This window comes from Rhodoflexus caldus, from assembly GCF_021206925.1.
Classification (GTDB): Bacteria; Bacteroidota; Bacteroidia; order Cytophagales; family Thermoflexibacteraceae; genus Rhodoflexus; species Rhodoflexus caldus.
Window position 1 is genome coordinate 1 of record NZ_JAJPRF010000019.1, and the last position, 15,644, is coordinate 15,644.

Sequence of the window (15,644 nt, forward strand, 5' to 3'; positions counted from 1 at the left end):
AACAGGTGGGAGAGTAGGTCGCCGCCAGTACTTTAAAATCAATCAACGCCTTTCTGCAAAGACCGCAGAAAGGCGTTACTGTTTTATAACCAATCAACACCCAACAACAACAGGGGAGATAGGAATAGACGGCTGCATAAATTGGAATGCCTCACAAAGCTGCGGATTGTAGCAGATAACACAGATAAACGCTGATTGGGAAATAACGAAACCTTTGGGCGACACAATTACGAACTTTCCCAAAAGCTCTGCCATTACTTTTCCAGCACAGAATTTTTAAAATCCGTTAGGGTTGATTTTGTAATACTTCACTGCTTTGCTGTTTTAGCCAATCAATAGCTTTTTGCATACTTGCCTCGTTAATTTGGTGCACTTCAAAACCTTCACCGATGCTGCGAATGAGTGTAATGGTGAGCTTACCGCCTAAGTGTTCGCGGAACTCGTCAATTCCACTCATTACGTCGTAGTGGTTGGCGGATGTTTGCCGAAATAACTCCGGAATGGCTAACGGCAGGGAAAGTTGTTTGATGAGCATAATTACGCGATTGAGGTCTGCTGCATTCAGATAGCCTTCATAAAACGTATAGAGGCAGTCTAATGCAATACCGATGGCGACGGCTTCACCGTGTCGGATGCGATAGTTGCTCATGGATTCTAACTTATGCGCTGCCCAATGGCCGAAGTCGAGTGGGCGTGCTGAGCCGCGCTCAAACGGGTCTCCGTTTTGTGCTATATGCTCCATATGGAGTTCTGCACAGCGGTAAATGAGCGCCTGCATGGCGTGGCTGTCTCTTGCTGTTAAAGCATTTGCGTCTTTTTCTATCTGTTCAAAAAATGTTGCGTCTTTGATGAGGGCGACTTTAATGGCTTCGGAGATACCTGATAGCCAATCTCTTTGTGAAAGGGTTTCAAGGAATTTGCTATCGTTGATGACGGCAACGGGTGGCTGAAATGTGCCTAAAAAATTTTTCTTGCCAAAAGCATTAAAACTGTTTTTGACACCTACTCCTGAATCGTTTTGTGCCAAAACTGTGGTAGGAATGCGAATATGTCGGACACCGCGATGGGCTATGGCTGCGGCGTATCCGGCCATATCGAGCACAGCGCCTCCGCCGATGGCTATGAGGTAGGAGTGGCGGCAAATGCCGTAGGTATGGATTGCTTCTAAGATGTGATGGAGTGCTTGCTGATTATTTTTGGCATTTTCGCCGCCTTCGGTTGTCAGTATGGCAGTTAGATGCATTTTATCAGCATGTGCATTTGTGTGTTGCCGAATGGCTTGGGTCAGTTGCGGCCACGCTTCTGCAACGCCGCTATCAACCACAAAAAGGCATTTAGCGGGCAGGTTTTCGGAAAAGATGGTATTGGCCAGCAGACTGTTTTCAATGGAAAAAAGGTTTTCGGTAAAATACGCAGCATAGTGGTATGTTACCGAAAACCTTTGAGATATTTGCTTCATTGGTTGAGCAGATTAAAACTCAGCGTTTTTAGGTGTGCGCGGGAATGGGATTACATCGCGGATGTTGCCCATGCCGGTAATGAAAAGCATCATGCGTTCGAACCCTAAGCCAAAGCCTGAGTGCTCACATGTGCCGAATTTGCGGGTGTCTAAATACCACCAAAGCACATCTTCGGGCACGTGCATTTCTTTCATGCGTTGGGTGAGTTTTTCAAGGTTTTCCTCGCGTTGGCTGCCGCCAATGATTTCGCCTATGCCGGGGAAAAGCACGTCCATAGCGGCTACGGTTTTGCCGTCGGGGTTTTGCTTCATATAGAAAGCCTTGATTTCTTTCGGGTAGCCTGTGATAATAACGGGTTTTTTGAAGTGCTTTTCTACCAGATAGCGCTCATGTTCGCTTTGCAGGTCGATGCCCCATTGTACGGGGAATTGGAACTTGCCTTTTTTATGGTGATTGGATGACAGTAAGATATCGATTGCCTCGGTGTAGGTGATGCGCTCGAACTGATTGTCCAATACAAATTGGAGGCGCTCGATTAAGCCCATTTCGCTGCGTTCATCGGCTTTTTTGGCTTGTTCTTCTTTGAGAAAGCGTTCATCGAGGAATTTCATGTCATCGGCGCAATTTTCCAGCACATAGCGGATGAGATATTTGATGAAGTCTTCTGCCAAATCCATGTTGTCATAGATGTCGTAGAAGGCCATTTCGGGTTCAATCATCCAGAATTCGGCTAAGTGGCGGGTGGTGTTGGAGTTCTCGGCGCGGAAAGTCGGGCCAAAGGTATAAATCAGGCCAAGCCCCATGGCACCCAGCTCGCCTTCCAACTGTCCGGAAACGGTGAGGTTGGTTGAACGGCCAAAGAAATCTTCCGAGTAGTCAATGGTGCCTTCGGGTGTGCGGGGCGGATTTTCCATATCCAGCGTAGTTACGCGGAACATTTGCCCTGCACCTTCGGCATCGGAGGCAGTGATAATGGGTGTATGCAGGTAGTAAAAACCGTTGTTGTTAAAATATTTGTGTATGGCGAATGCAAGCGCATGGCGGATGCGGAAGATTGCGCCGAAAGTGTTGGTACGTGGGCGGAGGTGCGCAATTTCGCGCAGGAACTCCAACGTATGTGCCTTTTTTTGCAGCGGGAAAGTATCTGCATCGGCATCGCCAAGGATGGTGATTTTTTCTGCCTGAATTTCTACGGCCTGTTCTTTGCCTTGTGAAGCTACAAGTGTACCGCTTACGGCAATACATGCGCCTGTGGTTATGCGACGCAGAGTTTCCTCATCAAATTGGGCCACATCGGCCACAACTTGGATATTATTTATTGTTGAGCCGTCGTTAACGGCGATGAATGCCACATTTTTATTACCGCGTTTGGTTCTTACCCAGCCTTTGATAAGTACCTGTGAGCCAATGGCATCACTTTTCAGAACGTTGGTGATTCGGTTGTGTTTTGGCATAAATAATCATCTTGTTTATTAAGTGGGCAAAGTTATATCAAAATGAATTCTAAACCGATTGCAGACGCTTGCGACCACTGATAAGGTGAGGATAAGCTATGTTGTAGATTGGGTTAGGGCAATTGCTTAAAACTCAATGATGGGGAAATAATAATCGCGCGAAGGTTTGGCGCACATCCGCGCAATCATACCACGCTGCTCGAGCCAGTGCAAGTGCTTGTAGAGTTCATCGGAAAACAGAAACCCTCTGATAAGCAAGGCTTGTGAGTCGTCCTGTGGATAGAACTGCAAACTTTTGCCTGCTTTTAATAAGCTGAATGCTTTGATTGCCATGTCTATGCCTGCTACGTGCAGGCGCGCGTTGATGCTGCTGAAGGTGTCATTATCCTTTACAAGGATTCGTCGTTGTCCGACAATATCGCCACCGTCCAATTTAGTGGAAAGTTTATGCAGCGTTACTCCAATGTTGTTGATATCGCCGTTGATTAAAGCCCATGCCACACTGCCTACACCTTTATACCACGGCGAAAGTCCTGTGTGAATGTTGAGTGCAAGCGGAACGGCGTCTATGAGGTGTTTTTTAACTATGGTTGTGCCATGAATCAGTAATACATCGGGCTGCAATCGGCTGATGTGCTCGTAAACGCTACTGTCATTCACGGAGGGCGTAATGAAGTGAGGAATATCGGGTAAGAGGGTTTCGCCAAGTCCGTTGAAATACTCCTGATTAATTTTTGCCTGTTCCATTGCCTGCATTTCGGCTATTTTTGCCTGTTTACGACGCTCTGCCATGCGCCCAATACCGGCCATAATGCCGGTGATGCCTTCTGTTTGGAAGTTTCTTACTACCGATTTCCACAATGGAGTAGTAGGCTGTGTGTTATTTTCGTAATCCGGGGTACGCTCTATAATAGCTTCTGTAAGCCAGCCTTCTGTATACAGGCGATTGATACCGTATATGAGCGGCGGTAGTGGTTGAGAAATGACAACAATTTTCATCGGAAACGAGATAAAAACTGACGGATAATTGCCCGGTCATGTCGCATACTAATAATGTGCCGACAGGCAGCCGCGATATCTGTATATGGGTCGGAAAAGTTAAAACGATGAACAAAAAGCATGTTCTCTATCGGGAAATAATTTTTCATTTGCTCGACGGTTAGCCCCAACTGAAAACCTTGTTGTGCTGCTATTTCCATTACGGTGTGGTTCATGCTGCCGTGCGGATAGGCAATAAAAGGCGGCAGATAGCCCAACCATTCTCGTAAAAGTTGTTGGGAGGTGTGCAACTCTTCTCTTACGGTTGCTTCGGGCTTCACGGCAAGTGCAGCATGTGTATGCGTATGATTGCCTATGTATACTAACGGATGTGCACTAAAATCCCGCAGTTCGTCAGGGGTAAACGGGCGACAACTGTCCGAGTAAACCGCCATCGCATCTTCTCCAATACGGGTGATAACATCCGAAAAGGTGGGCAGCAGCTTGAATTCTTCAATGATGCGGGTAATTTCTTCGTGGGATTTGCCAAGTGCCCACAGGCGCCGATACAACACATCCACCCAGAATGAGCGATTTTCTGCCACATACCACGTGGAAATATTGAAAAGGGCAGGGGTTTGTAACCGTTCAAGCACGGGTAAGGCTCTGGTATTATTGAAATAACCGTCGTCAAACGTAATCAGGGCTGATTTTTTCGGCAGATGCTCGGGGATAAGTAACTGATTTGGATTGATAAAAGTATAGCCCCCTGCAAGCAGTGTTTCAATAGCAATGGCTAAGTCTTCTGCTGTGCTGGCTTCCATCGGCAAACTAAGCCCGTTAAGTGCTTCGGATTTACTTTGATAAATTTTGTGAAAATACAGAATGATGATGTGTGGCTGTTCTTGGGTAAAAAAAAGCAACTTGTTATCTAAAAAATTGATAAAATCGTTGAGTTGCCGACGGATTAACATAGGCTTTAGCAATGGAAAACCGAAAGTAGACAAGACTTTTTAATTTTGCAATTATGTATCAGTTGCTGCCCGATTCTCTACAATTTCCGCCGGTTGATTTGGCCGATGAGAACGGTTTGCTGGCCTACGGCGGCGATTTGTCGGCAGAGCGCGTGCTGGCGGCTTATGAACAGGGAATTTTCCCGTGGTTTGATGAACATTCGCCGCCACTGTGGTGGTCGCCCAATCCGCGGTTTGTTCTTTTCCCCGAAAACTTGATTGTTTCCAAAAGCATGAAACAGGTATTGCGGAGGAGACAATTTACTATTACGGTTAATCGGGCATTTGATGAAGTCATCAGAAATTGTCGCTATACGCCACGCCCGGGGCAGGACGGCACGTGGATTACAGAGGAGGTGCAACAGGTATATTGTGAGTTGCACCGACAAGGATGGGCACATTCGGTGGAGGCATGGCAGAACGACCGATTGGTGGGCGGAGTTTACGGGTTGATTTTTGACCGCTGCTTTTTTGGAGAGTCCATGTTTGCGCATGTAACCAATGCATCCAAAGCGGCATTTATCACGCTTGTTGCCAATTTGAAGCGTGCCGAGTTTGTAGTGGTTGATTGTCAGGTATATACGGAGCATTTGGAGAGTCTGGGGGCGCAAATGATTCCCCGACGGATGTTTCAGCAACTGATTAGGTACTATGGCAGACGGCTACCGGTAAATCTGACCGCTATTTTTGACCCGAACTGTTATGAGGTATAAGCGTGGGGCTGCTTCACCGATAAAATATTGTAATATTGCATCACATTACACACTATCATAAGCATGACACAAGAATCTGCTTCTCCATACAACAACCCAATGAACAATCCGACTGCTGCCAACAAAGGTACGACCAATAATAAACCCAAAAAGAGTGCTGCCCGCGAGTGGCTGGATGCCATCGTATTTGCCGTAGTAGTGGCAACTATTTTTCGCTGGCTGCTGGTAGAACCTTTTACGATTCCTACGCCTTCAATGGAAAAATCGCTGTTAGTGGGCGATTATTTGTTTGTGAGCAAACTGCACTATGGCGCACGCACACCCATGACTCCGCTGCAAATTCCGCTGGCTGCCAATAAGATATGGGGTACCAATATTCCTTCTTTCGTAGATTGGATTCAGTTGCCGCAATATCGTTTGCCCGCTATTTCGGAGGTAAAGCGCAATGATGCGGTAGTGTTTAACTGCCCCGTTGACCCTGCGCCCGACTATCCGGTAGATATGAAAACACACTACATCAAGCGCTGCATCGGGTTGCCGGGTGAAACACTGGAAATTAAAGACCAGCAAGTGTATATTGACGGCAAGCCCATTGAAAATCCCGAAGGATTGCAGCAAAGCTATATTGTAGAAACCAAACAGAACCAGATGGTGCGCGACCGCGTGTTCTCCGAGCTCGGCATTACCGACGTAGAACAGTTTGGCAACAGCTACCTGATTCATACCAATGATGCCAAAGCGGCAGAGTTGCGCAAAGCCGATTTTATCAGCAGCGTAACCAAAGAGATATTCCGCAAAGAGGGCATTGACCCGCGCGGACGTTCTTATCCGTATGCCACGGGCTTTGACTGGACGATTGACAACTTCGGGCCGCTGAAAATACCTCAGGCCGGAGAAACCATTGAGCTTAATACACAAAATGTTGCCTTGTACAAACAGGTAATTATGTACTACGAGCATAACAAGGGTATCACGGAAGCCAACGGCCGGTTATTACAGGATGGCAAGCCGCTCACCTCTTACACATTTAAGCAGAATTATTATTTCATGATGGGCGATAATCGTCATAACTCTGCTGACTCGCGTGTGTGGGGGTTTGTGCCGGAAGACCATGTGCTGGGCAAAGCGCTGTTTATCTGGATGTCGGTCAATCCTTATCCGGAAGGAAGTAAAATCCGCTGGGAGCGCCTGTTTTCAGGAATTCATTGATAATGAGGTTGCTTGCCTGTCTTTTCTTTTTTCTGTTATCGGCTTTTTTTGTTGCGGAAAAGGCTGCTGCACAAACTTTTTATATTGAGTTTGTAAAAAAAGGCAAGCCTTCGCAAATCCGCATCATGGGCGACGGAGAGGAAGTGGTTTGCAAAATCCGCCGCCCCGATAAAAAAAGGCTTCGCATCAAAGGCGAATTGAACATACTGAATGACAGTACTTTGCAGGTAGGCAATCAGATTTTTCAGTTGCATCAGATTATTTACATCACGGCAAGTACCGACTGGTGGGACAGAAAGCTCTCTGCCCTGCTGATGACCGCAGGCGGAGTAGCTGCCATGAGCTACGGTGCAGCCAATATTGGCATGAACAGACCTGTGCCCGCAAACAACGGCGTTTTAGGTATTGTCCATACGCTTGCAGTAACGACAGGCGTAACGCTGGCCACAGCAGGGGTTATGCAGTTTGTCTTGCCCGGTAAGTACTTTTATTACAACAAATACTGGACGGCGCAGATTAAGCCGCTCCGATTTTGACGCAATACAACGATGACTCAATCACACCGTCCGATATTTATTACAGCCATTGGCACGGACAGCGGCAAAACGCTGGTGAGTGCCATTATTACCGAAGCCCTGCAAGCCGACTACTGGAAGCCCGTGCAATCGGGTTTGCCGCGCGATACGGAAACAGTGCAATCTTTGGTGAGCAACCCTGTTTCACAATTTCACAAAGAGGCTTATTTGTTGCGCGAACCGCTTTCGCCACATGCTTCGGCTGCCATTGACGGGGTGCGAATAGACCTTGACCAAATCAGCCTGCCGCCAACTGCTAACCGTTTGGTCGTAGAAGGCGCAGGCGGTATGCTGGTACCGCTGAACGAACGGGATTTTGTGATAGACCTTGCTGACCGCTTCGCTGCCGAGGTGATTTTGGTTGCCAATCTGTATTTGGGCAGCATTAATCATACGCTTTTGAGTGTTGCCGAGTTGAAGCGTCGCGCTGCCGCTGGTTGGTTTACTATTAAGGGCATTATTTTTAATCATTGCCCCGTGGAAAGTTCTGAGCAAATTATTTTGCACCATACGGGCTTGCCTTGTTTGCTGCGCATCGGCAAGCATGAGGCGGTTACGAAGGAGTTGGTGAAGATGTATGCGGAGGAGTTGAGGGGGAGGTTGTAATGAAAGTATTGCACGTTTCGGCATTGGATATGGGAGGGGCTGCCACAGCCGCCATTCGTCTGCACAAGGGCTTGTTAAAGGCAGGTATTGATTCTGCCTTTCTGACGCTGCGAAACTGCAATCGCAATATTCCCAACAAATATATTTATGAGCCCAGACCCGAAGAAATCAGCCTGCTTAAAGTACTGAAAAAAACGCTTCGGGTTCGCTTGGGTATGGAAAGCCCGCATAGCTTTTACGATGCGCAGGACTTAGCCATCAAAGGTGAACCTACGGGTGCAGGGTTTAGTTTCCCTGAAACATTGGAAGATATTACTTTACATCCTGCTTATAAGTCGGCACACCTGATTCATTTGCACTGGGTTGCCGGTTGGCTGGATTACCCTTCTTTTTTTGCCAAAAATACTAAGCCTGTTGTCTGGACTTTGCACGACCTGAACCCTTTTAGTGGTGGTTTGCATTACGCGCTTGGCACCTCCATCACAGAAATGCAGATGGGGCATTTGATAGACAATCCACAAGACAGATTACAACAAGCGCACAATCGGAACCTGACTGTGAAGCAGCAGAGTTTGCAGGATTTCAGGAGCTTAGCCGTAGTATCTCCATCGGTATGGCTGCAAAAACAATCTGCCGAGAGTCTGTTGTTTAGCCGTTATGAAAATCATCACATACCTAATGGGTTAGATACGGAACTTTTTAAGCCTTATGACCGCTCGGTTGTGAGAGGGTTACTGGGTCTTGCCGATAAAAAAACGCTGCTTTTTATTGCCGATGCAATTGACAGCCCGTTAAAGGGTTTCAGGTTTTTCCGCGATGCTTTATTGCATGTGCAGAACATGTGTGATTATCAACTGTTGGTTGTAGGGTTGGATAAGAGCAATGCGCTGGCAGGTTTTAACAATGTTCATCACATGGGTTATGTGCAAGATGAGCGCCTGATGGCAATGATTTACAACGCGGCAGATGCTTTTGTATTACCTAGCTTGATGGACAATTTCCCGAATACCATGCTGGAATCAATCGCTTGTGGCACGCCCGTCATTGCTTTCCCGACAGGCGGTATCCCTGAAGCGATTCGCCATGGTGAAAACGGGCTAATTTGCGAAAAAGCCGATGCAGCCAATCTGGGAAGCCTTTTAGAAGCCTTCTATCGCGGCCAATGGCAATTTGACAGGGAGCATATAGCTGAGCAGGCTGCAAAAACCTATGAAGACCGCACAATTACAACCGCTTACCGGAAAGTATATCATGCTGTAATGGCTACTGTCTGATGCCATGTATGTTTAATTGTCCATCCATACCGGCATAAACAACCGGTTCTGTGAATGGTTTTTCCGAAGCAATACCCGGAGCAGAGATATACAGGCGAAAGCCCGATTCTTCCAGCAACGAAATCAGTTGAGCCAATTGCTGAGTCTTCCCTGCAAAAGAATGATATTCAACGAACAAATGCTTTACGTGGTGCAGCAGGTCTTTGCAGTCTGCCAGAACGGTCAGTTCTGCCCCTTCAATATCTATTTTCAGTAAATCAACGGTGCGGGTCAGGTAATTGCGCAAGCGCGTGGCAGGAATACTGATAATTGTGCCACAGTTTGCTTCGGTTACTACTCTTCCGCCGTCAGAGCCATCAGAACAAAATTGAAGCGTGGTTTCTTCGTTCCAAAGAGCTTTTTCTATAACGGTTACATCGGTTAATCCAAAGGACGCGATATTTTGGCGCAGATATTTGGCAATGGATTTGTCAGGCTCAAATGCTACGATTTCAGCATGAGGATACAGTTGTTTGAAGTAGATAACACTCATCCCGATATTAGCTCCCGCATCAATGATATACGGGTTTACGGTATCTGCACGAAACTCATAAATCTGCTTGACAAAAATTTCATCATAAATGAAGAGAAAAGAAGCGGCATCGGGAAAAGTAACAGGATGGGGCAGTAATGAGATTGTTATATCTTCTTTATTACGCGGCAGTTCGGCAATCCGACGTAATTCGGCTTTTATTTGCTCGGCAGCACGAAACTCCGGTTGTTTGTGCAGACGATATTGGTACATAATCTTGTCGGGGACATATTGCCCGATGAAACCTTTCAAGCGACTGAACCACCCCGGATTGGGTGCAAAAGGAGGAATTTTCAGTTGATACCTGTAAAATTGCTGCATCAGTTGGCGGGCTTTTCGGCTTTCCCTGATAGCTTGCGGCTTCACAGGGATACTTTCTGCCAATGTAGCCCAGTGGAAATCATCTTGTAAAGTGCAATTTTCGCCGCTGTTATCATGGCCAATGTTATTGACCAACGATGGATAGGGGTGCAGTGCAAACCCTTTCCGAATAAAAAAACTGGCATACCAGCGAATAGCCCATGTTTTTGTTTTGCCTAACATGTTGGCTTCCAACTGGCTGAGAAATGGGAAACTGTTGTTAATATTAAATTTTCTGACGGCTTTCTTACTTTTCGTTACCTGCTTGTACAGATATAGCGGGTCGTTGATGAAATGCTGCCATGCACGCGCCCATGTAGCCCATCCCCAACAGGAATTGGCATTGTAAAAAAATGTTGCGGGCAACTGTCCTTTCACCGGAAACATATACCCCGAAATATGCATCACGCGTGGTTCTTCGGCGTAGAGTTCCAGCGCTTCGTTCATGTAGCGCAGAAAGCCCGGGGAAGTTACCAAATCATCTTCCAGCACGATGATGCGCCCGTATTGATTGACAATTTGCGTAACGCCGTCTATGATATTATCTGCCAGTCCCCAGTTGCGTTGGCGTTCAACAATGTGTACCTCTTTGCACCATTGCCGACTGCGTACCACTTCGCGCACCTGCCGAATGCGTTCTTTTTGCTCTTCGGTGGCATCGGCTTTGGGTCCGTCGGCAAATACGTAGAGCACGGATTGGTCAGCCCATTCATTGGCTGCCAGTGCCTCGAGCGTCTGCTGGGTATGCCAAGGGCGGTTGTAAACGAACAGGGCAATGGGGGCGAGGGTTTGCATGTTATTTCAATTGGTCGGGTGCAGGAATTTTTCAGGTGCTACGTATTTGCCGCGAATACCAATCAGGGCATGGAAAGTGGCCAGTATACGAAAGTACCGCAAATAATACTCGTGTGTATGCTGTTGGGTATCACCGCGCCATCGGTTAATATAGTGCCTGATAAAGAAATCGGCGATATCAGTGTAATCGGCCAATTCTTTTCTAATTACCTTATTGGTAATTCGTCCGTATTTTTTATCCAGCAATAATTGATTTCTTGTGCGGTAGTAAGTCCGTACATATTCCAGTGAATGATTCAGTGTAAATGAAACGGCTCCCTGATGTACCACTACCGATTCAGGAATAACAATGGAAGGAATATTTTTTTCCCAGAGCATATGACAGTAGTCGGTTTCTTCACAGTACAAAAAATAACGCGTGTCAATAAAACCATATCGGCGAATGATATGAAAAGGCAAGAGCAAGCTGGCTCCGTTCAACTCCCCGACAGGTCGTTTGACCAACCGATGTTTGACAGCTTCATAGGGTTGGCCACCCAGCGGGTTATAGGTATTGTCGGCTATTTGGTTGCCTTGTACCAATGAGCCTCCGCCATAATTAATTGTTCCGTCGGCTTTTAATGTAATGCTTCCGTAGAGTGCGTCAGGATGCTGTTCCCATGCTGTTACCAATGCGGAAAGAGCATCAGGATGAGGCACAGCATCATTGTTCAGTATCCACAACAAATCAAAGCCTTTTTTTTGTGACCAGCGGACAGTGGCCAGATGGCCGCCGGCGTAGCCCCGATTGCTTGGCAGTTTTATCAATTTGGTTATGGGAAACTGCCCAAGCAAATCTTCAGGCACATCCTGAGAGGCATTATCTACCAGCACTACTTGCCAATTGTGGTAAGTTTGCCGCTGCAATGCCTCTAAGCAAGCAGCAGTTGCTTGCCAATTGTTCCAGTTAAGAACCGATACGAGAACCTTAGGAGAGGGCATCAATTATCAATTTTACACGTTGGAAACTCCAATACAACCCATCCCATAGCAAAATTGGTTCTTTTTTGAGCCAAAATAAACGCCACAGCGCCAGCCAGCCCGTGATAAAATCTTTCAGGTGTATCCAGTTGTAAATACACGATGGATGGGTTTGGGCTAATTGACGGGCAAACTGTAAGCGTTCTTCTAAGGTAGTTTGTGCTCGCTTGCCCGTCAGGAGTACCCAGTCAGGCGGCATTATGCTTATGCTACGGCAAAAGTAGGTAATTCGTCGTTTAAGGTCGGAGGGCAGATAAAAATCGGTATCATAAATAAAATTTAACAATTCTTCCTTGCCAAATGCTCCTGTGAGAAAACGTCGCTTAATCATTGGTACACCTAATAAGGGTAATTTGCCGGTCATATGGAGTGCCATGTTATAACGGGGAGGGACTAAACCCGACTGTTCATAGCGAATCATAGCACCTATGGAAAGATTTTGTGATAGCAGGTATTGGCTTAGCCCGATTTCGTATGTTTCTATGACCTTGCGGCGACGCTTACCCATCCCTTCCGCAATACCATTAATTCGGAAGTAGTAAGCAATGTGCGGCAAAGCCTTTTTGCCTGCCATCAGAAAGTAGGATTGAATATGATAACTGTCTTCCAATGAATCTGTAATGCCTGCGTAATCTAAAGAGCTGCTCTCAAACCATTGCACCACATTGTCTAAAGAGCGAAAAAGTATGCAGGAATCGTTAGCCAGAATAAGTCGGTCAAATTGGAGTAAATCTATTTGTTGCAAAGCAGCATACCACTGGCCAAAATCATATCCTTTGTTGGGTAAAAGCAATAGGCGAATGTTATTTTGTGCCAAAAACTGTTGAGAGTCGGCGGATAGTACTTTTTCATTGCTCAACAGCCACAGTTCGCGCGAATGTTTGCGCAACTCGAGCAGATAAAACCGTATATAGTCGGGAATGGAGGTATGCTCAAAATAACTGCTAAACAGACAAAGGGTATTAGGCATTGCTTTTTAATCGCATCTTTAGCCAGAAACAACTATTTATTAGATAGAATCCTAATTTTTTTGGCCTTTTATATAGCAAAAATAAAATCTGTACTACAGCAATAGCTATGCTACCCTTATGAATATTAGTAAAAACGCCATCATCTGTAACAAATTCTTTAAGTAACCATCTTTTAGTCGCAACTTTTATAATAATATTATTCCCAATGGTATATCTGTACTTTTGTTTCCTAAAAAAGGAAATAGGAAATGCATTTAAGAGAACCTCTCTTAAGAATAACTTAGTAGTAAATATGATAGCCTTCTTTCTGGTAAAATCATGTAATTTCAGTTGATTAATACCTTGTAGTAATATTTCTAATCGTTCTTTTACTAATAGATGCCTATTATTTACATGACCACTTTGCCCTCCATATGCAAATTTACATATAATGACATCTACAAACTCAAAGTTTGTATTAGAAGCCATTGCGCGTATATTAAATTCTATTTCTGAAGACAGACGATACTTTATATTAAATAATCCTAGTTTATCAAATAGTGACCTAGCTGTGAAATAAGACTGATGAAGTAAATTTTCAAATAATATTGTTGAATGATTATATTGCTTACTATAATTGGTAAAATATGAATTGCCAATAAAAACATTTCCATATAAAATACCTGTGTTCTTATTTATTTTTTTGCAATAAAATATATCCTGAAGCACATTCTCGCTATAAAAAGTATCATCTGCCCCCAAAAAGTACAGCCATTCGCCTTCGGACAGTTGAATACCTTTGTTCATGGCATCGTAAATGCCTTGGTCTTTTTCCGAAATGTAGCGGATGTGCGGATAGACAGCTGCATACTGCTGCACAATATCCATGGTATTATCCGTAGAAAGCCCGTCAATAATCCAGTGCTCCTTGTTGGCATAAGTTTGTGAGGCTACGCTTTCTATGCAGGCTGCAATGGTAGCGGCAGCATTGAAGGTTGGGGTAACAATAGATATTTTAGGGGCTTGCATCTATGCTAACTCAAAACTTTGTGATGTTGCCTTAAATTGTACTTTATCGGGATAATTGTACAATGCATGAATTTTAGAGGCAATTTTGAATATGCGATTCACAAACGGATAGTCAATAACTTTAAGTAGCCGTTTTAATTTTTCCAAATCATTTCTTTCCTTCTCCGATAGCAGGCTGATTTCATATGCTATGATATCGCGAACTTCCTGTAAATACTTGTCTTTTTGCATAACGGATAATTGCCCTGTTTTTCTGGCGCGAAAACCACCGATGAGAGCCTCCACAATTGTGGGTTTGCTGTATCTGAAAAAACGCATCCAGAGTTCAAAGTCTGCTGCCAATTGATAGGCTGTGTTGATGGTATTGCCCGATTTTTGCCATAATGAACGTCGCCACAGTGTGGACTCTTGTTGTATCCATTCTTGACTGTTTAGGAGGAAAAGAAAACGACTGTATTTTCTTCCCGATTTAACGACAACTGTACGTCCCTTTTCGTCAAAAATAGTAGGTATCCCGCTCAGCCAATCTATTTGCGGATATTGGGAGAATATTTCAGCCGCTATGCTGAATGCTCCCTTATGATACATATCATCAGAGTTAATCCAACCCATTATTTCGCCGCTTGTGCGTGCAAATCCTTTTTGCAAAGCATGGTACATGCCCCCGTCAGGCTCACTCACCCAATAACTAACATACTTCTCATATTTCTTAATAATCTCTACCGAATTGTCCGTACTGCCGCCGTCTATAATAATATACTCCAAATTCGGATAGTTTTGTTCCAGCACCGAAAGGATGGTTTGCTCAATGTACTCGCCTTGGTTGAACGACGGCGTTACAATAGAAATTTTTGGATATTGATTAGGCATAGTCTTTAAAACTAAACTCGGGCCTGTCGCTGCGTGCAAAGAAAATATCCATTTGCCAGAAACTGTTGTCTTTTTTTCTGTGGGTAAAGTCTGCCATATCAATAGGCAAAAAGCCCAGTTTTTCCATGTATGCACACATTTCCCAGAATCGTAAACTGTTTTTGGCAATCTGAAAATTATATACTTCCATAACTATCAGGTTAGTATGTCGGAGGGTTTCTCTTGCCCCTTCCAGTATAGGTACTTCGTAGCCGTGTGTGTCAAGTTTGATTAAGTAGGGTGGTTGCAATTTTCTTTGTGCCACCTCATGGTCTATACTGGTAACGGGAACTTTTATCAGATTATCCGAAGTTGCCTCTTCCATAGCCAACCCACCCCATAAATCGGAATTGTCAAAGTAAATTTCTCCCTGTTGGCTGCCCGCTGCCGCAATAATGTAGTCTGCTTTTGCGTAACGGGTTTTAAAAGCACGCAAACCTTCTTCATGGGCTTGCTGAGCCTCTATCAACAGATAACGGGCGTGTGGATAGTGAACCATGCAACCTTCCGACCAGCGACCGTCCGATGCCCCTACGTCAATGACCGACGCTATGTCAATATTTCTGCCGCGACTTCTCTTCAGCCCTTCTGCCATGGAAAATCCTGAAACTTCTTGGCTAACAACGGGGAAGAGCCGTTTTTGGGTAATTTCATATCCCATAGAATGGAATAATTCTTTGATGATTGATTTGAGCATGGGGTGAAGTTGCTATCGCCGATAATACTAT

General features: G+C 45.2%; 15 protein-coding genes. 5 read left to right on the forward strand and 10 right to left on the reverse strand.

The genetic code is table 11. The annotated features are described in order from the left end of the window. Positions 1-286: 286 nt before the first annotated feature. The 4 genes from NDK19_RS15085 to NDK19_RS15100 form a co-directional block, all read right to left on the reverse strand. Positions 287-1,459: a 3-dehydroquinate synthase gene (locus tag NDK19_RS15085; protein ID WP_250632740.1), complete on the reverse strand. Its 1,173-nt coding sequence runs from the start codon at positions 1,457-1,459 to the stop codon at positions 287-289. 12 nt (positions 1,460-1,471) lie between these two features. Then, positions 1,472-2,914, reverse strand: coding sequence for an asparagine--tRNA ligase (gene asnS, locus NDK19_RS15090; RefSeq protein WP_250632741.1), 1,443 nt, complete (start codon positions 2,912-2,914; stop codon positions 1,472-1,474). Between the two features lie 126 nt (positions 2,915-3,040). Next, positions 3,041-3,913, reverse strand: a complete 873-nt coding sequence (locus NDK19_RS15095) for a formyltransferase family protein (RefSeq protein ID WP_250632742.1) — start codon at positions 3,911-3,913, stop codon at positions 3,041-3,043. Continuing rightward, complete coding sequence (locus NDK19_RS15100) at positions 3,910-4,866, reverse strand: polysaccharide deacetylase family protein (RefSeq protein WP_250632743.1); 957 nt, start codon at positions 4,864-4,866, stop codon at positions 3,910-3,912. Before NDK19_RS15100 ends, NDK19_RS15095 begins: the two co-directional genes overlap by 4 nt. A 53-nt stretch (positions 4,867-4,919) precedes the next feature. Here NDK19_RS15100 and aat point away from each other — a divergent pair, with 53 nt between their 5' ends. The 5 genes from aat (at position 4,920) to NDK19_RS15125 (ending at position 9,282) form a co-directional block, all read left to right on the forward strand. Then, positions 4,920-5,618: a leucyl/phenylalanyl-tRNA--protein transferase gene (gene aat / locus NDK19_RS15105; RefSeq protein ID WP_250632744.1), complete on the forward strand. Its 699-nt coding sequence runs from the start codon at positions 4,920-4,922 to the stop codon at positions 5,616-5,618. A gap of 63 nt (positions 5,619-5,681) precedes the next feature. Further along, positions 5,682-6,827, forward strand: a complete 1,146-nt coding sequence (gene lepB, locus NDK19_RS15110; protein ID WP_250632745.1) for a signal peptidase I — start codon at positions 5,682-5,684, stop codon at positions 6,825-6,827. Between the two features lie 2 nt (positions 6,828-6,829). Further along, positions 6,830-7,363 (forward strand): hypothetical protein, encoded by a 534-nt coding sequence (locus tag NDK19_RS15115; protein ID WP_250632746.1) that lies wholly within the window; start codon positions 6,830-6,832, stop codon positions 7,361-7,363. Between the two features lie 12 nt (positions 7,364-7,375). Then, positions 7,376-8,008: a dethiobiotin synthase gene (gene bioD, locus NDK19_RS15120; RefSeq protein ID WP_250632747.1), complete on the forward strand. Its 633-nt coding sequence runs from the start codon at positions 7,376-7,378 to the stop codon at positions 8,006-8,008. Further along, positions 8,008-9,282: a glycosyltransferase gene (locus NDK19_RS15125; RefSeq protein ID WP_250632748.1), complete on the forward strand. Its 1,275-nt coding sequence runs from the start codon at positions 8,008-8,010 to the stop codon at positions 9,280-9,282. The genes bioD and NDK19_RS15125 overlap by 1 nt, the downstream gene beginning before the upstream one ends. Here the strand turns inward: NDK19_RS15125 and NDK19_RS15130 are convergent. From NDK19_RS15130 to NDK19_RS15155, 6 genes are read right to left on the reverse strand one after another with little or no spacing between them, the layout of a single operon-like run. Beyond that, positions 9,272-11,008: an FkbM family methyltransferase gene (locus tag NDK19_RS15130; RefSeq protein WP_250632749.1), complete on the reverse strand. Its 1,737-nt coding sequence runs from the start codon at positions 11,006-11,008 to the stop codon at positions 9,272-9,274. The two genes, NDK19_RS15125 and NDK19_RS15130, sit on opposite strands and share 11 nt — an antisense overlap. 6 nt (positions 11,009-11,014) lie before the next feature. Further along, positions 11,015-11,989, reverse strand: a complete 975-nt coding sequence (locus NDK19_RS15135; RefSeq protein ID WP_250632750.1) for a glycosyltransferase family 2 protein — start codon at positions 11,987-11,989, stop codon at positions 11,015-11,017. Beyond that, positions 11,976-12,998 carry a rhamnan synthesis F family protein gene (locus NDK19_RS15140; protein ID WP_250632751.1) on the reverse strand — a complete coding sequence of 341 codons (1,023 nt, stop codon included), beginning with the start codon at positions 12,996-12,998 and terminating at the stop codon, positions 11,976-11,978. The genes NDK19_RS15135 and NDK19_RS15140 overlap by 14 nt, the downstream gene beginning before the upstream one ends. Next, positions 12,991-14,007 (reverse strand): glycosyltransferase family 2 protein, encoded by a 1,017-nt coding sequence (locus NDK19_RS15145; protein WP_250632752.1) that lies wholly within the window; start codon positions 14,005-14,007, stop codon positions 12,991-12,993. The genes NDK19_RS15140 and NDK19_RS15145 overlap by 8 nt, the downstream gene beginning before the upstream one ends. Then, entirely contained in the window at positions 14,008-14,877 is an 870-nt protein-coding gene (locus tag NDK19_RS15150; RefSeq protein WP_250632753.1) for a glycosyltransferase family 2 protein, read from the reverse strand. Further along, positions 14,870-15,613, reverse strand: coding sequence for an FkbM family methyltransferase (locus NDK19_RS15155; RefSeq protein WP_250632754.1), 744 nt, complete (start codon positions 15,611-15,613; stop codon positions 14,870-14,872). Before NDK19_RS15155 ends, NDK19_RS15150 begins: the two co-directional genes overlap by 8 nt. Between the last annotated feature and the right edge of the window lie 31 nt (positions 15,614-15,644).